At 73.1% G+C, this 19,248-nt stretch carries 18 protein-coding genes and 1 pseudogene; 12 read left to right on the forward strand and 7 right to left on the reverse strand.

Translation table 11 applies throughout. The annotated features are described in order from the left end of the window. The first annotated feature begins 146 nt into the window (after positions 1–146). Positions 147–617 (forward strand): DUF5709 domain-containing protein, encoded by a 471-nt coding sequence (locus JHAT_RS20925; protein WP_077799774.1) that lies wholly within the window; start codon positions 147–149, stop codon positions 615–617. Between the two features lie 63 nt (positions 618–680). After that, the gene (locus tag JHAT_RS20930; protein ID WP_077799775.1) at positions 681–956 is read left to right on the forward strand and encodes a type B 50S ribosomal protein L31; all 276 of its coding nucleotides are present in this window, start codon (positions 681–683) and stop codon (positions 954–956) included. An 86-nt stretch (positions 957–1,042) separates the two neighbouring features. On the opposite strand, the gene JHAT_RS20935 is transcribed toward JHAT_RS20930, so the two are convergent. Continuing rightward, the gene (locus JHAT_RS20935) at positions 1,043–1,837 is read right to left on the reverse strand and encodes a metal-dependent hydrolase (RefSeq protein ID WP_077799776.1); all 795 of its coding nucleotides are present in this window, start codon (positions 1,835–1,837) and stop codon (positions 1,043–1,045) included. A gap of 157 nt (positions 1,838–1,994) precedes the next feature. Here JHAT_RS20935 and JHAT_RS20940 point away from each other — a divergent pair, with 157 nt between their 5' ends. Together JHAT_RS20940 and JHAT_RS20945 are read left to right on the forward strand one after the other, a co-directional pair. Then, entirely contained in the window at positions 1,995–4,508 is a 2,514-nt protein-coding gene (locus tag JHAT_RS20940) for an RNA helicase (protein WP_077799777.1), read from the forward strand. A 19-nt stretch (positions 4,509–4,527) separates the two neighbouring features. Next, complete coding sequence (locus tag JHAT_RS20945) at positions 4,528–5,394, forward strand: acyl-CoA thioesterase II (RefSeq protein ID WP_077799778.1); 867 nt, start codon at positions 4,528–4,530, stop codon at positions 5,392–5,394. 1 nt (position 5,395) lies between these two features. On the opposite strand, the gene JHAT_RS20950 is transcribed toward JHAT_RS20945, so the two are convergent. Next, positions 5,396–6,409: a DUF6397 family protein gene (locus JHAT_RS20950; RefSeq protein ID WP_077799779.1), complete on the reverse strand. Its 1,014-nt coding sequence runs from the start codon at positions 6,407–6,409 to the stop codon at positions 5,396–5,398. A gap of 138 nt (positions 6,410–6,547) precedes the next feature. Continuing rightward, entirely contained in the window at positions 6,548–6,961 is a 414-nt protein-coding gene (locus JHAT_RS20955) for a roadblock/LC7 domain-containing protein (protein ID WP_077799780.1), read from the reverse strand. 106 nt (positions 6,962–7,067) lie between these two features. On the opposite strand from JHAT_RS20955, the gene JHAT_RS20960 reads away from it, so the two are divergent. Further along, on the forward strand, positions 7,068–7,496 hold the full coding sequence (locus JHAT_RS20960; RefSeq protein WP_077799781.1) for a PPOX class F420-dependent oxidoreductase: 429 nt from the start codon (positions 7,068–7,070) through the stop codon (positions 7,494–7,496). 160 nt (positions 7,497–7,656) lie between these two features. Here the strand turns inward: JHAT_RS20960 and JHAT_RS20965 are convergent. Continuing rightward, positions 7,657–7,809, reverse strand: a pseudogene (locus JHAT_RS20965) (roadblock/LC7 domain-containing protein); the annotation flags it as partial. 658 nt (positions 7,810–8,467) lie between these two features. On the opposite strand from JHAT_RS20965, the gene JHAT_RS20975 reads away from it, so the two are divergent. Continuing rightward, entirely contained in the window at positions 8,468–9,067 is a 600-nt protein-coding gene (locus JHAT_RS20975) for a class I SAM-dependent methyltransferase (RefSeq protein ID WP_077799782.1), read from the forward strand. Between the two features lie 20 nt (positions 9,068–9,087). Here JHAT_RS20975 and JHAT_RS20980 read toward each other — a convergent pair whose 3' ends face one another. Beyond that, complete coding sequence (locus JHAT_RS20980) at positions 9,088–9,843, reverse strand: alpha/beta fold hydrolase (RefSeq protein ID WP_077799783.1); 756 nt, start codon at positions 9,841–9,843, stop codon at positions 9,088–9,090. Between the two features lie 175 nt (positions 9,844–10,018). Here JHAT_RS20980 and JHAT_RS20985 point away from each other — a divergent pair, with 175 nt between their 5' ends. Further along, on the forward strand, positions 10,019–10,543 hold the full coding sequence (locus tag JHAT_RS20985; protein ID WP_077799784.1) for a PadR family transcriptional regulator: 525 nt from the start codon (positions 10,019–10,021) through the stop codon (positions 10,541–10,543). Here the strand turns inward: JHAT_RS20985 and JHAT_RS20990 are convergent. Then, complete coding sequence (locus JHAT_RS20990; protein ID WP_171990994.1) at positions 10,529–11,425, reverse strand: oxygenase MpaB family protein; 897 nt, start codon at positions 11,423–11,425, stop codon at positions 10,529–10,531. The two genes, JHAT_RS20985 and JHAT_RS20990, sit on opposite strands and share 15 nt — an antisense overlap. 96 nt (positions 11,426–11,521) lie before the next feature. Between JHAT_RS20990 and JHAT_RS20995 the strand changes: the two genes are divergently transcribed. The 3 genes from JHAT_RS20995 to JHAT_RS21005 all read left to right on the forward strand — a co-directional run bounded on the left by JHAT_RS20995 (position 11,522) and on the right by JHAT_RS21005 (position 14,425). After that, a complete protein-coding gene (locus JHAT_RS20995) occupies positions 11,522–11,818 on the forward strand; it encodes a hypothetical protein (RefSeq protein WP_077799786.1) in 297 nt (98 codons plus the stop codon). A 139-nt stretch (positions 11,819–11,957) separates the two neighbouring features. Further along, positions 11,958–12,845: a hypothetical protein gene (locus JHAT_RS21000; protein ID WP_077799787.1), complete on the forward strand. Its 888-nt coding sequence runs from the start codon at positions 11,958–11,960 to the stop codon at positions 12,843–12,845. 191 nt (positions 12,846–13,036) lie between these two features. Then, positions 13,037–14,425: a tannase/feruloyl esterase family alpha/beta hydrolase gene (locus tag JHAT_RS21005; RefSeq protein ID WP_077799788.1), complete on the forward strand. Its 1,389-nt coding sequence runs from the start codon at positions 13,037–13,039 to the stop codon at positions 14,423–14,425. Positions 14,426–14,429: 4 nt separating this feature from the next. On the opposite strand, the gene JHAT_RS21010 is transcribed toward JHAT_RS21005, so the two are convergent. After that, entirely contained in the window at positions 14,430–14,612 is a 183-nt protein-coding gene (locus JHAT_RS21010) for a hypothetical protein (protein WP_077799789.1), read from the reverse strand. Between the two features lie 319 nt (positions 14,613–14,931). Between JHAT_RS21010 and JHAT_RS21015 the strand changes: the two genes are divergently transcribed. Further along, positions 14,932–17,739 (forward strand): DEAD/DEAH box helicase, encoded by a 2,808-nt coding sequence (locus JHAT_RS21015; RefSeq protein ID WP_077799790.1) that lies wholly within the window; start codon positions 14,932–14,934, stop codon positions 17,737–17,739. After that, the gene (locus tag JHAT_RS21020; RefSeq protein WP_077799791.1) at positions 17,736–19,040 is read left to right on the forward strand and encodes an SWF or SNF family helicase; all 1,305 of its coding nucleotides are present in this window, start codon (positions 17,736–17,738) and stop codon (positions 19,038–19,040) included. The genes JHAT_RS21015 and JHAT_RS21020 overlap by 4 nt, the downstream gene beginning before the upstream one ends. The last annotated feature ends 208 nt before the right edge of the window (positions 19,041–19,248 follow it).

A 19,248-nucleotide genomic window follows, 5' to 3' on the forward strand; every position in this document is an offset into this window, starting at 1 on the left:
GGGTGGAAGGCTGGGAGGAGGCACCGGCTCGGGGAAGGCCCGGGAACCGTGTGGTCCGGCGACGGGTGACGCCTGTGCCCCGTGCCGCGGCGGTCCGCCGCGGTCCACGGTGAGAAGGGGACGGCCCCCACCCCCTGGAGGTACCCGTGAGCAGCGCCGACGAATGGGGAGATGACGTCTATCAGCCCGACGGTTCCGAGCAGCGGGAGGACACCGGGCTGCTCGACGGTGAGGACACCCTCGAGTACGACGGCGTCGACGATCCCCTCGACCGGGGCTGGTCCCCGCCCGAGCGCCCCTGGGCGGTCGAGCACACCGGTGTGACGGCCGCCGAGCGCCAGCGGGGCGAGACGCTGGAGCAGCGGCTCACCGAGGAGCTGCCGGATCCGGCCGCCCCCGACGGCGACGGTCTGGGCGACTCGGAGGGTACCGACGGCGAACTGCTGGACAACGAGGTCGGCGCGGACCGTTCCGGGCGGCTCGTGGCGCCCGACGAGGGGACGCACGAGGACGAGGAGCCGGCGCTGGTCGCCAGGGACGTGGGCATCGACGGTGCGGCGGCGTCCGCCGAGGAGGCCGCGATGCACGTCGTCGACGAGGACTCCCTGCCCGGCTGACGCCCCCCGCCGCGGCGTTCCCGCGCCGCCGCCTTGATGATCCGCGCCGTACGAGGAGCAGCCATGCAGCAGGACAAGCACCCCGACTACCGGCCCGTCGTCTTCCGCGACCGCGCCGCCGGATACGCCTTCCTCACCCGGTCCACCGCGACCAGCGAGGAGACCATCGCGTGGGACGACGGGGAGACCTACCCGGTGGTGGACGTGGAGATCTCCTCGGAGAGCCACCCCTTCTACACGGGCAAGGCGCGGACGGTGGACTCGGAGGGGCGCGTCGCCCGCTTCGAACGGCGCTACGGGGCCGGTGAGGGGCAGGGAGGCACCGGCGGGGCGGGCTGAGCGGCCGATGCGCGGGGCCAGGGACCGCGCGCCCGGGGAGCCCGCGCCCTGTGGGGGCCGGGCACGGCCGGGGCCCGCCGGACGCCTCAGATGAAGTTCAGCGCCGCCGCGCAGCCCACCCCGCCGAGCACCATGAAGGCCGGCATCAGGACCTTCAGCTCCACCCAGCTTCCCGCCCGGAACCGCATGGCCTTCGGCGGGCCGATGGGATACCAGCGCTTGCGGCCCACCGGTATGGGCCACAGGATCGGGCAGCCCGAGACGGTCAGCGCGTCCCCGATGTCGTGCACCAGCGCGCCCAGCACGATCGGCAGTCCCAGCCACAGGTACTCCTGGCCGGGCGCGGTGAACAGCCAGTCCGAGCCGCCCGCCGGCTCGTCCAGTGTTCCGGCGAGGATCCACGCGCTCGTCGCGGCGAGCAGCCAGACCAGCACGTCGGCGCTGGAACCGCGGGTCGCCCGCCACAGCAGGCCCTCGATGGCGAGCACCATGTGCACGAAGAGGATCGCGAGCACCGCCCAGCGGCCACCCGTGACGGCCAGGACCGAGGCGCCCGCGCCGATCAGGACGGCCCACAGCCAGGTGTGCGTCAGTGTGCGGTGCCCGCCGGAGCGGCGCGGATCGCCCCGCTTCTTCGTGGCCTTGTAGACGGCGTACGACAGCTTGTCGACGATCTCGCACAGCCACCGGGAGACGGGTCCGAAGGCCCGGGAGATGGTGGCCGCCTTGTGGTCGAGGTCCGGGGCGAGGGCGGCGCCGGCGCAGATCAGGGCCCCGACGAGCAGCACCGGCCAGGGCATCGGGTGTCCGGCCGCGGCGGTCGCCGCCCCGACACCGAGCCAGGACGCGGCGCCCGACAGTGAGTGTGCTGGTCCCATCATCGCCGTTGCCCGCCCCATTCCTCGTGTGCCGCTGTCCAGTCGTCCGGATGTGTTTCCGGGTCCGCCGGCGCGTCGTCGGCGACCCAGCGTAGCGGTCGTGATCTTCGTTCCGGCATCCGATTCCCCTCCTACGGCCCGGGCCAGGCAAGATGGGGGCGTGACCCTCATCGACCAGCTCCCGCCGACCGCCGATCCCGACGCCCTGTACGAAGCCTTCGAGTCGTGGGCCCAGGAGCGCGGTCTCACGCTCTACCCCCATCAGGAGGAGGCGCTGATCGAGGTGGTCTCCGGCGCCAACGTGATCGTGTCGACGCCCACCGGCTCGGGCAAGAGCATGATCGCGGCCGGCGCCCACTTCGCCGCGCTGGCCCGGGACGAGGTCACCTTCTACACGGCTCCCATCAAGGCGCTGGTGTCCGAGAAGTTCTTCGAGCTGTGCAAGCTCTTCGGCACCGAGAACGTGGGCATGCTCACCGGCGACGCCTCGGTGAACGCCGACGCCCCCGTCATCTGCTGCACCGCCGAGGTGCTGGCCTCGATAGCGCTGCGCGACGGCAAGCACGCGGACATCGGCCAGGTCGTCATGGACGAGTTCCACTTCTACGCGGAGCCGGACCGGGGCTGGGCCTGGCAGATCCCGTTGCTGGAGCTGCCGCAGGCGCAGTTCGTCCTGATGTCGGCCACGCTCGGCGACGTCTCGTTCTTCGAGAAGGACCTCGCGCGCCGCACCGGCCGTCCCACGGCGGTGGTCCGCTCGGCCACCCGCCCGGTGCCGCTGTCCTACGAGTACCGCTACACGCCGCTCACCGAGACGCTCACCGACCTGCTGGAGGCCCGGCAGGCGCCCGTCTACATCGTGCACTTCACGCAGGCGCAGGCCGTGGAGCGGGCGCAGGCGCTGATGAGCATCAACATGTGCACGCGTGAGGAGAAGGAGAAGATCGCCGAGCTGATCGGAGCCTTCCGCTTCACCACGAAGTTCGGCCGCAACCTCTCCCGTTACGTCCGGCACGGCATCGGCGTGCACCACGCCGGCATGCTGCCCAAGTACCGGCGCCTGGTGGAGAAGCTGGCCCAGGCCGGTCTGCTGAAGGTGATCTGCGGGACGGACACGCTCGGCGTGGGCGTCAACGTCCCGATCCGCACGGTGCTCTTCACGGCGCTGACCAAGTACGACGGCACCCGGGTGCGCACACTGCGGGCCCGTGAGTTCCACCAGATCGCCGGCCGGGCCGGACGCGCCGGATTCGACACCGAGGGCTTCGTCGTCGCGCAGGCGCCCGAGCACGTCATCGAGAACGAGAAGGCGCTCGCGAAGGCCGGTGACGACCCGAAGAAGCGGCGCAAGGTCGTCCGCAAGAAGGCGCCCGAGGGTTTCGTGGCCTGGTCGGAGAGCACGTTCGAGAAGCTCATCGCCTCCGAGCCGGAGCCGCTGACCTCCCGTTTCCGGGTCACTCACACGATGCTGCTGTCGGTGATCGCCCGGCCCGGCAACGCCTTCGCGGCGATGCGGCACCTGCTGGAGGACAACCACGAGCCGCGCAAGCAGCAACTGCGGCACATCCGGCGGGCGATCGCCATCTACCGCTCGCTGCTGGACGGCGGCATCGTCGAGAAGCTCGACCAGCCCGACGCCGAAGGCCGCATCGTCCGCCTGACGGTGGACCTCCAGCAGGACTTCGCGCTGAACCAGCCGCTGTCCACCTTCGCGCTCGCGGCGTTCGAGCTGCTGGACCCCGAGTCGCCGTCGTACGCGCTGGACATGGTGTCCGTGGTGGAGTCCACGCTGGACGATCCGCGGCAGATCCTCGCCGCCCAGCAGAACAAGGCGCGCGGTGAGGCCGTGGCCGCGATGAAGGCGGACGGCGTCGAGTACGAGGAGCGCATGGAGCGCCTCCAGGACATCACGTACCCGAAGCCGCTCCAGGAGCTGCTCTTCCACGCCTACGACACGTACCGCAGGAGCCACCCGTGGGTCGGTGACCACCCGTTGTCGCCGAAGTCGGTCATCCGCGACATGTACGAGCGGGCGCTGACCTTCACGGAACTGGTCTCCCACTACGAGCTGGCCCGCACCGAGGGCATCGTGCTGCGTTACCTCGCCAGCGCCTACAAGGCCCTCGACCACACCGTCCCCGACGACCTGAAGTCCGACGACCTCCAGGACCTGATCGAGTGGCTCGGCGAGATGGTGCGCCAGGTCGACTCCAGCCTGCTGGACGAGTGGGAGCAGCTCGCCAACCCCGAGGTGATGACCGCCGAGGAGGCCCAGGAGAAGGCCGACCAGGTGCGGCCGGTCACCGCCAACGCGCGCGCCTTCCGCGTCCTCGTCCGCAACGCCATGTTCCGCCGCGTCGAGCTGGCCGCCCTCGACCAGGTGGAGGAGCTCGGCGAGATGGACGGCGACGCCGGCTGGGACGCCGACGCGTGGGGCGAGGCCATGGACAAGTACTGGGACGAGTACGACGACCTCGGTACCGGTCCCGACGCCCGCGGCCCGAAGCTGCTGGTGATCGAGGAGGAGCCGAAGAACGGCCTGTGGCGCGTGCGGCAGATCTTCGACGACCCGAACGACGACCATGACTGGGGCATCAGCGCCGAGGTCGATCTCGCGGCCTCGGACGCCGAGGGCCGGGCGGTCGTCCGCGTCACCGATGTCGGCCAGCTGTGAGCACAGGAGAGACCCACCGATGACGAATCCGGCCGAGAGCCTCGTCGACCTGCTCGACCTGGAGCAGATCGAAGTCAACATCTTCCGCGGCCGCAGCCCCGAGGAGTCCCTGCAGCGGGTCTTCGGCGGCCAGGTGGCCGGCCAGGCGCTGGTCGCCGCCGGGCGCACCACGGAGGGCGACCGTCCGGTGCACTCGCTGCACGCGTACTTCCTGCGCCCGGGGCGTCCGGGCGTGCCGATCGTGTACCAGGTCGAACGGGACCGTGACGGGCGGTCGTTCACGACCCGCCGGGTCACCGCCGTGCAGCAGGGCCGCACGATCTTCACGCTCACCGCCTCCTTCCACAAGCCTGAACAGGGGAGTTTCGAGCACCAGTTGCCGCCGGCGCGCAAGGTCCCGGACCCGGAGTCCCTGCCGACGGTCACCGAGGAGATCCGGGAGCACCTGGGCGCGCTGCCGGAGCAGCTGGAGCGGATGGCCCGCCGCCAGCCCTTCGACATCCGCTACGTCGACCGGCTGCGCTGGACCCCCGAGGAGGTCGAGGGCGCCGAGCCGCGCAGCGCGGTGTGGATGCGCGCGGTCGGACCGCTCGGCGACGACCCGCTCGTGCACACCTGCGCGCTGACCTACGCCAGCGACATGACCCTCCTGGACGCCGTGCGGATCCCGGTGGAGCCCCTGTGGGGGCCGCGGGGCTTCGACATGGCGTCGCTGGACCACGCCATGTGGTTCCACCGTCCGTTCCGCGCCGACGAGTGGTTCCTGTACGACCAGGAGTCCCCGATCGCGACCGGCGGGCGGGGACTGGCCCGCGGGCGGATCTACGACGTGGAGGGGCGCCTGCTGGTGTCCGTCGTCCAGGAGGGGCTGTTCCGGTCCCTGTAGGTCACGACCCTCTGCGCCGGATCCGGCCGAGCAGGCCGCGGATCCGCCCGGAGCCCTCGGCCCGGTGCCGCGTCGGTGCCGGACCGGGCGGGTCCGGCACCGGCTGCAGGGCGGGGTGCGTGGTCCGATGCCCGTGTGCCGTCGGTGACCGGCGACGTCCGTGCGCCGTCGGCACCGGGCGGTGCCGGTGCTCCCGCGGGACCGGGCGTGGTGCCGGGTGGAGCAGGCGCGCGGCGCGTACGGCGCGCGCCAGGTCGGACCGGAGCCGGTCGATCTCGTCCGGATCGGCCGCCGTCATGAGTTCTTCGGCGATCTGCGCGGCCGGGGAACCCGGTGAGCCGTGGGCCGGCCGGGCCGGGCGGAACCGGCTCAAGTGGGAGCGCTCGTAGGGGTCCTGGACGACCTCCGAGACGTCGACCGGGTCGAGCAGCGAGGCAACGGCGGCCGCCCGGGCCCACGGGTCGTCCGTCCGACGGAGCAGATGCTCCAGGTACCGGCCCCGCCAGTTGCGGGGGCGCAGGTCCAGCCCTTGCGCCAGCTGGTCCCGCAGGCCCTGGGGCGTGCGACCCGTCAGCAGCGCCGCGTTCCGCTCGTCGGCCGCGAACTTCCTCAGGTCGTCGGCGAGATACCTCCAGACCACGGTCCGGTAGCGGTTGAGGGAGAACGCCGTGGGCACCAGCAGTCCCAGCCGGGCGAGACGGGTGAACCGCGCCTTCGTCACCTTCAACAGGGCCGCGCCGTCCGTCGTTCCCACCGTCCGGACGCCGGCCCGCAAGGCGTCCGGAAAGCCCGTCCCCGCCCGGATCCGCCGGATCTCGGCCCGGGGCACGCGCCGTCCGACTCCCCCGGCGTCGGGGACGGTACGGATGTGTCCGAGGTGCACGGCGATGTCGAACTCGCTTCGCCTCAGACCGAGTTCCCGTGCCGCCCGGCTCGGTGCGACCGAGTCCTCCCGGACGGTGGCGATCCGGTCGGCGGTGGTCGCGCTGTCGTTCCCGATGGTCTTCGCGGACATGCTCGTCTCCCCCGTGGAGTGCGCCGGCCGACGCCGTCGTCGGCCGCCTGACACGGAACCGTAGCCGCTTCCGCACCCTCCGTGACGAGCCTGTGGAAAACTCCGCGTCCATCGTTCCACGGGCCTCGAAACGCCTGGTCAGAACTCTATGGAAGGCTTCCATTCCGGCTGCCGCGCGTCGACGTCGAGGTGTTCGCCGACCCGGTTGACGAGCAGCGTCATCTCGTAGGCGATCTGCCCGATGTCGGCCTCCGCCCCGCTGAGCACGCACAGGCAGCTGCCGGAGCCCGCCGCCGTGACGAACAGCACCGCGTCGTCGAACTCGACCATCGTCTGCCGTACTCCGCCGGCCCCGAAGTGGCGGCCCGAGCCCTTGGCCAGGCTGTGGAGTCCGGACGAGACGGCGGCGAGGTGCTCGGCGTCCTCCCGCCGCAGTCCCGTGCTCGCGCCCGTCACCAGTCCGTCGTTGGACAGGACCAGCGCGTGCCGTACGTGTTCCACCCGCTCGGTCAGGTCGTCCAGCAGCCAGCCGAGCCCCTGCTTCTGCACCATGGTCCGCTCTCCCCGTGTTGTCCCCGTATGCCTCGTCTCCCCCTGCCCGGGGGATCTGCCCGTCAGCCTTCCCCACACCCGGGCCGTGGGCAAGGAGAATGGGTGCATGGCACAGAAGATGACCGACGACGAGTGGCGGGCGTTCGTCTCCCACGGCACCCGCACGGCGAAGCTCTCCACCGTTCGCGCGGACGGCAGTCCGCATGTGGCGCCGATCTGGTTCCTGCTGGACGGGGACGAGGTGGTGTTCAACACCGGCGAGGACACCGTGAAGGGACGCAACCTGCTCCGGGACGGCCGGGTGGCCCTGTGCGTGGACGACGACCGGCCGCCCTTCGACTACGTGGTGCTGCAGGGCCGCGCGCGCATCGTGGAGGACTCCGGTGAGCTGAGGCACTGGGCCGCGCGGATCGGGGGCCGGTACATGGGCGAGGACCGCGCCGAGGAGTTCGGGGCCCGCAACGGCGTGCCGGGGGAGCTTCTGGTCCGCGTCACGATCGACAAGGTCGTGGCGCAGAAGGCCGTGGCGGGCTGAGGCCGTTCCCGGACGCGGTGGTGCGCCGGCAGCCGGGGCGAGGGCACTGCGGAGGGGGATGGTGCGCCGGCACGGGAGCGGAGCCGCCACAAGGTCGGTGAGCCGGTCATCGCACGGAGTCGAGCAGCCGGACGGTGTGCATCCGCCCGGCGTACTCGACACGTCCGAGGCCGGTCGACGCGCCCACGGCGAGTCCGTCGTTCGACAGCACGACGGCGTGCCGCACTTCGCTCACGCGCAGGACCAGGTCGTCCAGCAGCCAGTCGAGTTCGCCGGTCCGCCGGTCGGGGGTCGTGCGGGGGTCCCGGATCATGCGGGGTCTCCTTCACTGGTGTCGCGGGTGGCCGTCGCGCCGGACGGGCCTTCCCGGTCGGGTCGTCTGCCGCCCCCGCGCGTCCAGCCGTCGCGGTACGCCGCCATGCGGTCGCGTACGCGCTCGGGGGTGTGCTCGTCGTGGTCGTGCGGTGGGACGGGCTGGGTGGGTTCTTCCGGTCACCCGTTGCGCAGTTGGGGGACGAGGCTGGCCTGGCGTACACGGCGGGGGAGGTCGTCGGGCCCCACGGCTCGATGCTGTCGAGGAGGCTCAGCCAGCGGTGGACGAGGACCTGGCTGCGGCGGGCGAGGTTGACGAGGGCCCCGGAGATTCCGCCGGCGAGCCCGGCGCGCTCGACGGCGGCCCGCAGCGCGGCGCGAGCGCCCGGTGGCGCCGAGGGCACGCACGGTGCAGCGCAGACCGAGGGCGGCGCCGGTGCGGGCCATCGCGTACGACAGCGCGGGTGTCAGCCGGCCCAGGGTGGCGTGGTCCAGGTGTCCCATGGCTCCGGGACGCTAGTGCTGCGGGGGGGGGCGCACAACGGGGGCGCGTTCGAAGGCTGCCGGGATATGACACACAGAGGTGCTGGAACGATCACGTCACGCTCGAGCGTGTGCGCTGCGACTTCCTCGGTGCAGGTTGGGGGATCATGCGGGGCATGAGCGACGACCACACCCACGTCCAGGAGTTCTTCACGGCCCGTGCCGCCGACTGGGACAGCCGGTTCCCCGACGACGGCCCCGCCTACGCGGCCGCCGTCGCCGCACTGGGGCTGCGCGAAGGGGGCCGGGTGCTCGACGCCGGCTGCGGCACCGGACGCGCCCTGCCGCCGCTGCGGGCGGCCGTGGGCCCGTCGGGAGTGGTCGTCGGCGCCGATCTGACCCCGGCCATGCTCGATGCCGCCGCACGGGCCGGGAGGGACCGGGACGGACGACTGCTGTTGGCCGACGTGACCGCGCTGCCGCTGCGCTCGTGCTCCCTCGACGCCGTGTTCGCGGCGGGACTGATCGCCCATCTGCCCGATCCGGCGGGCGGTCTGAGGGAACTGGCACGGGTCGTGCGTCCCGGCGGTGTGCTGGCGCTGTTCCACCCGATCGGCAGGGCGGCGCTCGCGGCACGGCAGGGACGGCGGATCACCCCGGACGACCTGCGTGCCGAGCCCAACCTCAGGCCGCTGCTGGCCGGTTCCGGGTGGCGCATGACGTCGTACACCGACGAGGACGCCCGGTTCCTCGCCCTGGCCGTCCGCGAGGGCTGACCGCTCAGACCCGCCCCGCGTCAGACCCGCCCCGCGACGGCCGCCGCGAACGCGTCCGGGTTGTCGAACATGACGTTGTGCCCCGCGCCCGGCACGGTCACCACACGCACGCCCGTGGCCTCCAGCGCCTGACGGTCTGCCAGTTCACCGCTGAACTCGCCCTGCAGGTACACGCGGTCGATGTCCAGCCCTTCGAGCAGGGTGCGCATCACGGGCTCCGAGCCGCGCCGCAGGCCGACGGCGGAGCGGTGCAGGGCGCGCGGGTCGGCCAGCCTCATCGTCGCGGCCCACTGGGGGCCGACGTTTTCGAGCACACGCGCGTGGGCGCCGCCCACGAAGTCGTCCTCCTCGTGGGCGGCGATGACGCTGCTGCCGGCGGTCGGCGGCGGGAAGGCGTCGAGGTTGGCCTCGACGAGGACGAGGCGGGAGACCAGTCCGGGCCGCCGGTGGGCCAGGACGAGGGCGACCGAGCCGCCCATGCTGTGCGCGACCAGTTCGGCGCCGGTCACGCCCGCCGCGTCCAGCGCCGCGGCGAGTGCCCCCGCGTGGTCCTCGAGGGTGTAACCGAAGTCCTGGGGCCGGTCACTGATGCCGTGGCCGGGCAGGTCGACGAAGAGGCTGCGCCGGCCCGCGAGTTCGGGGCGGGAGGCGATGTGCGCGTGGTACACGGACGACATCGCCCCGAGTCCGTGCACGTACACCCGGGCCGGTTCCGCCCCCGGTGTCTCCGTCCAGCGGATGCGGCTCCCTCCGGCGTCGAACCCGGTCTCCCTCATCCCGTCTTCCCTTCGTCAAGCGGACCGCGGTGTTCCCGCACCGGGAGAGAATACATCGTGACCGATGTATTCATGATCAGCAGTATTCCTGATCAGGGGTAACCATGGTCAGGTGTACTAGTGATCCGAGGTAAGGGGTGACAGATGTACAGCGGACCTGCGCGAGAATGCGGGCATGCTCGAGCTCGCCATCCTCGGTTTCCTGTACGACTCCCCGCTGCACGGCTACGCACTGCGCAAGCGCATCAGCGCGCTGACCGGACACGTGCACCCCGTCGCCGAGAGCACGCTCTATCCCGCGATCAAGCGTCTGGAGAAGGCGGGCCTGCTCGCCCGCACCACGCAGCCCGGCTCGGTCGCCGCCCCGCGTCACGTCCTGACGCTCACCGAGGAGGGCGGGCGTGAACTGCGCCGTCGGCTGGCGGAGCCCGCGCGGCGCGACATCACCGACGAGAACCGCTGGTTCACGGTGCTCGCCTTCCTCCGGCACTTGGACGACGCCGCCGCCCAGGCGGCCGTACTGCGCCGCCGGCTGGCCTTCCTGGAGGAGCCCGCGAGCTTCTTCTACGACGGCGACCGGCCGCTGCGCGCGGAGGAACTGGACGATCCCTTCCGGCGCGGCGTGCTGACCATCGCGCGGGCGACCTCGCGCGCCGAACTCAGCTGGCTGCGGGAGACGATCGGTTCACTCGACGGCTGACGTGTCGGTGCGGCGCACGGGGCAGCCGGCCACGCCGGGGACCGGACGGGTGCCCAGGTCCGCCAGCCGGTAGCCGTTCGGGTAGCCCTTGACCTCCCGGTTCTGCCGGGCGTGGTGCGGGGCGCGCCGCGGCGGCATGAGGCGGACCGCGCGTCCCCGCAGCCGTACCGCGCGGCGCACGATCGCACGGGTGGCGGGCGCCGGCGGGGTGTAGCGGAAGGCCCGCAGGAGGGGCTCGTCGAGCAGGGCGAGGGTGCCGGTCCGCAGGAGGGGCGCGAGGGGACGCGGGTACCAGGAGGTCATGAGAGCGAGCGTGGCGTCGGAGACCCGGCGTGCGCCCTCGTCCCACGCGAAGTGGGCCTCTTCGTAGGCGTCGAGGAAGGCCTCGAACTCCTCGTAGGACTCCGGGATGTCCTTGATGCCCATGTGCCGCCCCAGGGTGCGGTAGTGGACGGCACAGGCGACGGTCTCGTGACCGGACATCCTGCGCCAGCCGTAGGCGTCGATCCAGCGTTTGGGCATCACGACGAAGGTGCACAGGACGTACCGCATGTCGTCGTCGCTGATGTCGTAGCTGCGGTGCATCCGGTTGATGCGGCGGATCGCCGTGCGCCCCTCCTCGCTGCCGAAGCCGTGCTCGACGACGGCGTCGAGGAGCAGCACGGTGTCGTCGTACCGCTTCTGGGGCCGGTCCGTGAGTTCCGCCGTCTCGGCCAGCAGCCGGCCGATGCTCGGCACGGCGTAGGTGCGGTAGAGGGCGAGTTCGAGCGCGCGGCTGAAGTCCCAGGGGAACTCGTAGGCGGAGGAGAGACGGTAGATCTCCGAAGCCTCCCGGTACGGGTCCATCCGCCGGATCTCCTCGAGCCGTTCGAAGCGCTTCACCGTGGCCGTCCCCTTCTGCTGCCGGAGCTTCAACTCTACGTTGAGCGAAAGGAGAGGCACGGTCAGCCATGACATCGGCAGGGAAGGGCGGGCAGCATGCTCGGCAGGACCCGAAAGGTCTGGGACGGATGGTTCGGCACCCGGCGCACGGAGGGGAAGGCGGAGGGGGACACGCGCTCGCACAATCTGTTCGAGGCCGCCGCCGCGTACGTCTCGGCGTGTGCGGACGACGACCAGGAGGGCATCGACGAGGCGGCGGGGTGGGTGTCGCCGGAGGCCCTGTCCTTCGGGGTGAACGAGCTGGCGTGCCGGGCGGTCGTCGCGCTCGCCCGGGAACGCGGTGAGTCGCCGCGGGACGTGGCCCGGGCGCTGCTCGGGCTTCCGGCGGTGTGACGCACGCCGCTCCGGAGCCTGGTCGATTCGCCCCCGTCCACCCGGAAAACTGCAGCTCGGCCGGGTGCGGAGCTCGTGACAAGCTCCTCCTGGTCGCACTAGGGTGCGCGCCGTTGGACGAACCGATGGGGAGGCTGGGATGGCAGGGACGGACGAGGACACCGTCGCCGCCGCGGACGATGCGCTCTACGTGCTCACCGCGGTGCTGCTGACACCGGCGAAGTTCCCGAGTGTGCTGGGCGACGACTACCCGGAGGCGTGCGCCGCCCTGGGGCTCCCGCCGCTGGCCGACGGCTACGGCCTGGTGCTCGGCCAGGACGGGGACGGTGCCCGGTGGACCGTCGTCATCGACGACGTCTCGCTGGTCGCCGTCGCCGTGGCTTCCTGGGACTGCGGAATGGAGTACGACCTGTCGCCGGACGAGCGTACGGTCGTCACCGCCCTGCCCGGCTGGCCCCTGGCGGTCGCCGTGGCGGCCCCGGACGTGCCCGCGCCGCACGACCCCGACCCCGAATCGGCTGGCCTGCCCCCGCTGACGCCGCCGGACACCGCGGTGTGGGGGCCCGCCCAGCGGCGCCTGGGCGCCGACGAGATCGCGTTCCAGTGGGCGCGGTGGCGGGAGCAGGTCGACGACGCCGACTTCCCGGCGCCGGCCGGGGGCTCTGGTCCGGGAGACGGTGCGGAGCAGGAGGGCGGGGCGGACGCGGAGGACTCGGAGGCCGTTCCAGGAGCCAGGGGCGCCGCGACCGGTGTTCCGGGACACGCCGGTGTGCGGCGGGTGCTCGCGGAGGCCCGCTCCTACGTCGACACGCCGCCGCCGCTCGGCCGGGTCCGGTCGTCGTTCGCACCGGGCGACGCTCGGACCCTGCGCGCCGACGGTCCCGGCTGGTCCCTCGTCGCCAGGACCGACGACATCGCCTTCGTCCTGCTCGACGAGGAACCCGGTGAGGTGCTGCCGGTGGGCCGGGGCCCGGAGCTGCCGGGCCTGTTGGACGCTCTCGACAAGATGGCCGTCCGGCCCAGCTGACCGGGGGGCATCCGCCCCGGCCCCCCCTCCCGCCGCCGGAATACCTGATCGGGCTTCGCATCTCCCTGTTCTCGATCTCCATGCGCAGCTCCTCCTCCATGTGGTGCCGACCCATGGAGGAGGGCGGAGAGCGGCCGCACGATGGGGCGGCCATCGGCTCCACTCCCGCGCAGCGCCCAGGAGGTCTTCCCATGCGTCTGTCCCGTGCCGTCCCGTTGCTCGCCGGCGCGATGACGGCGGCGGCGCTCACCGGGCCCTCCCCCGCCGACGCGACGGAGGGCGGTGAGCACTGCGGCCGCCAGGAACGCGTGCGGGTGCCGGGCGCCGCCCTGCAGCGAAGCGCCTGTCTGGCCGACCTGACGACCACCGGCCTGGCGGACACCGTGTACACGGACCTGGCCGACCAGGCCGGCCTGACGGCCGCGGGCACCCGCACGCCCTCCGGCGTCCCGGGGATCCAGGTCGACGGCTACTTCCCGGACTCCTCCCGCTTCAACACCACGCACGGCTGGCGGCACGACGCCCAGTTCGTGATCCGGCTGCCGGACCACTGGAACGGCGGCCTCGTCGTGACGGGCGCGCCGGGCACGCGCAAGCAGTACGCGACGGACAAGGCGATCTCCGACCGGGCCCTGGCACAGGGCTACGCCTACGCCGCGACCGACAAGGGCAACAGCGGGGCGGACTTCTACCGGGACGGCGTGCGGCCGGGGGACGCGGTCGCCGAGTGGAACACGCGGACCACCCAGCTCGCCCGGGCCGCCCGGCGGGTGGTGGCGCAGCGCTACGGGCACGCGCCGCGCCGCACGTACATGGCCGGCATCTCCAACGGCGGCTACCTCACCCGCTGGCAGCTGGAGAACCACCCGGAACTGTACGACGGCGGCGTGGACTGGGAGGGCGCGCTGTGGACGGCGGACGGCCCCAGCCTGCTCACGTCCCTGCCCACGGCGGTGGCCCGCTCCCTCGGTGCGGCTCGGGACGAGGACATGTACGCGGCGGGGTTCGCCCGCGGCTCCGAGTTCCTGTGGCCGTATCACGCGAAGGCCTACTGGGGCCTGACCCAGAAGGTCTACCGCGCCGAGTTCGACCCGGCCTACGATCCCGCCTGCCCCGGTCCGTCGGCCGGGTCCTCGTCGGCGGAGATCCTGGCGCCGTGCCCCGCCGACGCGGCGTACGACTACGCGGCACGTCCCGCCTCCGTCCACCGTGCCGTGGCGCGGGTGGCCCTGACGGGGCGCATCGGGAAGCCGCTGATCACCCTGCACGGCGACCTCGACGCCCTGCTGCCCGAGGCCGCCGACTCCGACGTGTACGCGCGCATGATCGACACGAGCGGGCGGGGCCGGCTGCACCGTCACTACACGATCCAGGGCGGCACCCACGTCGACGGACTCTACGACGCCCATCCCGCGAGGCTGCACCCGATCCTGCCCTGCTTCCGGTCGGCGTTCGACGCCCTGACCGGATGGGTGGAGCGGGGCACCCCGCCGCCCGCCGACCACACGGTAGGCAGGCCGGGGGACGGCGACGTGGTCGGCTCCTGCGACCTGACGGAGAACGCCTCGGCACGGCGTTAGCGCGTCAGCGACCGAGCTCCTTGCGCGTGACGCGGCGCAACCGGCGTCGTTGCGAGGGGTCCAGCGTGAGGTACGCGGCGGCCGGGACTCCGAGGACTATCAGCAAGGCGGCCCACCAGGGCAGCCAGATGAGCAGGACGAGTCCGGCCGCCACACCCCCCGCGGCGATCTTGGCGTTCTTCGACATGGTGCGCCTCCTTCGCGGCCACTGCCGCTCTCTGTCCTGGAAACGGGCCCGTGCTTCCCGCAGTTCCGTACCCCGTCCCTGAGAGACCCCCGAGACCGGACCCCGACACGACCCTGAGAAGCCGTCGGTACCGGCGCCCGCGACACCTCCATCGGACAGTGACCCACGCCACAGCGGAGCGGCCCCCGAGGCGTTGCCGGTCATGTACACTCGGCGACCGCGACCCGAACTAGTCAAATTTGAGGAATAAACCATCGCTGCGCAGACGACTCTTCCGACAACCACTTCTCCCGCGTCGGAACTCGCCCGGTGCTGCGCCGTGTTCGTGCCCGGTGATCCTGCCCGGACCGGCACGGTCGCCTTCTGGCGTCCTGACGGCGCGGACCCCACGCCCGTCCCGTCGGCGTCCGTCGCGGACCTGACGGTCGTGGTGCCGGAGGGCGACGGCGTGGAGCCGGTCCGCGTGCCCGCCGTCCTCCTGCCGGTACGGGAGGCGCTGCCGGTCCTCACACGCGCGCGTGCCTGCGCGTCGGGTCATCGGGCGGCCGTGTTCTGGGGTGCCGTCGCCGTGGAGGCCCTGCACCTGACGGCGCGGGGGCTGCTGCTGCCCGGTCTGTCCGGGACCGACCACGACGCCTGGCGCGCGGGGCCGCTGGACGCGCGGGAGACCGAACGGATCCGTCACCTCGCCGCCGCCATGCCCCCCGAGGCGCACGCGGTCCCGGTGGACGACGCCGAGCCGCCGCGGCTGCCCGACCCGGAACGGCTGGTGCGCGCCTTCCTGGACGCCGTCGCCGACACGCTGCCCCGCTCCCCCGCAGCCACGCTGGTGACGGACGGCCCCGCCTTCGCGGCGGCGGAGCCGAGGAGGCTGCCCGAGCTGCGCGCCTGGGCCGCCGACGTCGCCGCGGGCCACGACACGGGCGTACGGCTGTCGCTGCGCGTCGAGGTACGGGACCTGCCGGCCGCCTCCGGGGACGCGTCACCGACCTTCCGGGCCGTGCCGCAGGTGCACAGCGTGAGCGATCCCGCGCGCGTCGCGGACACCGCCGACGTGTGGTCCGGCGCCGTGGACGACGCGTTCGGCACGCGCGCGCGGATGGACACCCTGCTCGCCCTGCGCCGTGCGGCACGGGCCTGGCCGCCACTGGCCCCGCTGCTGTCGGCCACCGTGCCGGAAGCCGTCGAACTCGCCGACGAGGAGGTCACCGAGCTCCTCGGAGCGGGCACCCGCGCACTCGCCGGCGCAGGCGTCGACGTGCACTGGCCGCGGGAGCTGTCCCGTGACCTGACCACCCGCGTGGAGGTCGGACCGTCCGACGACGAACCGGGGCCGGGCACCGCCTTCGGGGACGGCGGGCCGTCGTTCCTGTCCGCCGACGCGCTGCTCGCCTTCGACTGGTGCCTCGCCCTGGGCGACGAGCGGCTGACGCGCGACGAGCTGGACCGGCTCGCCGAGGCCGACCGGCCCGTGGTGCGGCTGCGCGACCGGTGGGTCCTCGTCGACCCCGAGGAGGTGCGCCGGGCCCGCGCGCGCCAGGACCGCAAGGTCACCCCCGTCGACGCGCTCGCCGCGGCCCTGACGGGCTCGACCGAGGTCGACGGCCGCCGCGTCGAGGTGCGGCCCACCGGATGGCTGGCGGCGCTGCGGGAGCGGATCGCCGATCCCGAGGGGCAGGACGCCGTCGCCCAGCCGGCCGCCCTCGCCGCCACGCTGCGCGACTACCAGCGCCGGGGCCTGAACTGGCTGGTCCGCATGACGTCGCTGGGCCTGGGCTGCTGTCTCGCCGACGACATGGGGCTCGGCAAGACGGTCACGCTGATCGCCCTGCACCTGCACCGGCAGACCGACCCGTCGGCCGCCGGCCCCACCCTGGTCGTCTGTCCGACGTCCCTGATGGGCAACTGGCAGCGCGAGATCGAGCGGTTCGCGCCCGGCACGCCCGTGCGGCGCTTCCACGGCTCCCGGCGCGACCTGGCGGACCTGGCCGACGGCGAGTTCGTGCTCACCACCTACGGCACCATGCGCCTGGACGCGGAACGGTTGTCCGCCGTGGAGTGGGGCATGGTCGTGGCGGACGAGGCCCAGCACGTGAAGAACCCCTACTCGGAGACCGCGCGGCGACTGCGTTCCATCGGCGCGCGGGCGCGCGTGGCACTCACCGGCACCCCGGTGGAGAACAACCTCTCGGAACTGTGGGCCGTCCTGGACTGGGCCACTCCGGGGCTGCTGGGCCGGCTCGGCACCTTCCGCAGGCGTTACGCGCAGGCCGTCGAGAGCGGTCAGGACCCGGCCGCGGCGGAGCGGCTGGCCCGGCTCGTACGGCCGTTCCTGCTCCGGCGCCGCAAGTCGGACCCCGGGATCGCGCCCGAACTGCCGCCGAAGACCGAGACCGACCATCCCGTGTCGCTGACGGTGGAGCAGACGGGCCTGTACGAGGCGGTGGTGCGCGAGGCGCTCGCGGAGATCTCCGGGGCCGACAGCATGGCGCGGCGGGGCCTGATCGTGAAACTGCTGACGAGTCTGAAGCAGATCTGCAACCACCCGGCGCAGTACCTCAAGGAGGACCGTTCCGGCGCCCCGGGGATCGCCGGCCGCTCCGGGAAGCTCGAGCTGCTGGACGAGCTCCTCGACACGATCCTCGCCGAGGACGCGAGTGTGCTCGTGTTCACCCAGTACGTGCAGATGGCACGGCTCCTCGAGCGGCATCTGGCCGCCCGCGGAGTGCCCTCGCTGTTCCTGCACGGCGGCACGTCCGTCGCCGAACGGGAGTCGCTGGTACGGCGGTTCCAGGACGGCGAGGTCCCCGTGTTCCTGCTGTCCTTGAAGGCGGCGGGCACCGGACTGAACCTCACGCGCGCGGAGCACGTCGTGCACTACGACCGCTGGTGGAATCCCGCCGTCGAGGCCCAGGCCACCGACCGTGCCCACCGCATCGGCCAGACCCGGCCGGTGCAGGTGCACCGGCTGATCGCCGAGGGGACCGTCGAGGACCGCATCGCCGCCCTGCTGAGCCGCAAGAGCGCACTGGCCGACTCCGTGCTGGGATCGGGCGAGGCGGCGCTCACGGAACTGACGGACGCGGAACTGGCCGATCTGGTCGACCTGCGCGGAGGTGCGCGATGACTCGGTACGACGGCGACGGCGCATTCGCCGACGGTGACGGCGGCGACGGCGACGAGGCGCGGACGTTCGCCCCGTTGCCTCCCGCGCACGGCAGGGGCTTCGCGCAGACCTGGTGGGGGCGGGCCTGGCTGAAGGCCCTGGAGGACGCGGCCCTGGACGGGGCGCAGGTGAAGGCCGGGCGGCGCCTCGCGCGCGCAGGAGCGGTCGGGGCGGTCTCGGTGCGGCCGGGCCGCATCACGGCGGTGGTCCAGGACCGGGACCGTACGCCACACCGCGCCGACGTCCTGCTGGAGCGGCTCTCCGAAGAGCAGTGGGATCGCTTCGTCGACATGACGGTCGAACGTTCCGGTCATGTGGCGGCCCTGCTGGACGGGGAGATGCCCCCGCATCTCGTCGAGGACGCCGCGTCGGCGGGCATCGAGCTGCTGCCCGGCCTGGGCGACCTGGAACCGGAGTGCGACTGCGGTGCCTGGGACCACTGCGGGCACACCGCGGCGCTCTGCTACCAGGTGGCGCGGCTGCTGGACCAGGACCCATTCGTGCTGCTGCTGATGCGCGGGCGCGGCGAAGGCGCCGTGCTGTCCGCCCTGCAGACGCGCGACGGCGCATCCGGCGAAGCGGCGGCCTTCGGGCCGGAAGGGGTGGACGCCGCCGAGGCGTACGCGGCGGGGCACGTGCTGCCGCCGCTGCCCCCGCCGCCCCTCCTTCCCGACGGGCCGGGTGAACCGCCCGCCCTGGACACCGAGACGGCGCCCCCGCCCGGTGTCGACCCGGCGGCGCTGGCCTTCCTGGCCTCCCGTACCGCGGCGGAGGCGCACCGCCTGCTCGCCGACGCCCTGCGCGCCGGGCACGAAGGGCAGGCGGTCGGCGCGGAACCGACGGCCGCGCAGGACGCCGTCCGCCTCGCCGCGGGCGATCCCGAACCGGCCGTGCGGGACCGTCTCGGCGACGGATCGGGGCGCGACCACGAGGCGCTGGCCCTCGCCGTACGCGCGTGGGGGCTGGGGGGCGCGGCCGCGCTGTCGGTGCTCGAGGAGGAGTGGACGGTGCGGGGCGACACGCTGGCACGCGCGCGTGCGGCGCTGGACTCGGCCTGGGACGGGGACGAGAGGCCGTCCCTGCGGGCGCGCGCCAACCGCTGGACGGTCGTCGGTTCGCCGCACCAGCTCCGTCTGGACCGCGACGGCCGCTGGTGGCCGTTCCGGGAGGAAGGGGGCCGTTGGGTGCCGGTGGGCGGCCCGGCCCAGGACCCGGCGACGGCCCTGGCCTCGGCGACGCTCGCTACCGGGGACGAGCCGTGACGCCGTGACCGCCCCGGCCGGTACGGACGTCGGCAGGTACGCCGGCGTCGTACGGTCGCCGCCGCCACGACGGCGAGCGACTCCCCCTCACCGGAACCCGGGGCGGCCACCGCTCCACGCTCCGGTGCCCTGCCCGTCGTCCTCGCGGGCGCCCGGGAAGCGACGGCAGAGCCGTGACGCCGACCGCTTCGGCGCTCGCCCCGTGAAG

The organism is Streptomyces sp. JHA26 (genome assembly GCF_002005565.1).
GTDB lineage: Bacteria > Actinomycetota > Actinomycetes > Streptomycetales > Streptomycetaceae > Streptomyces.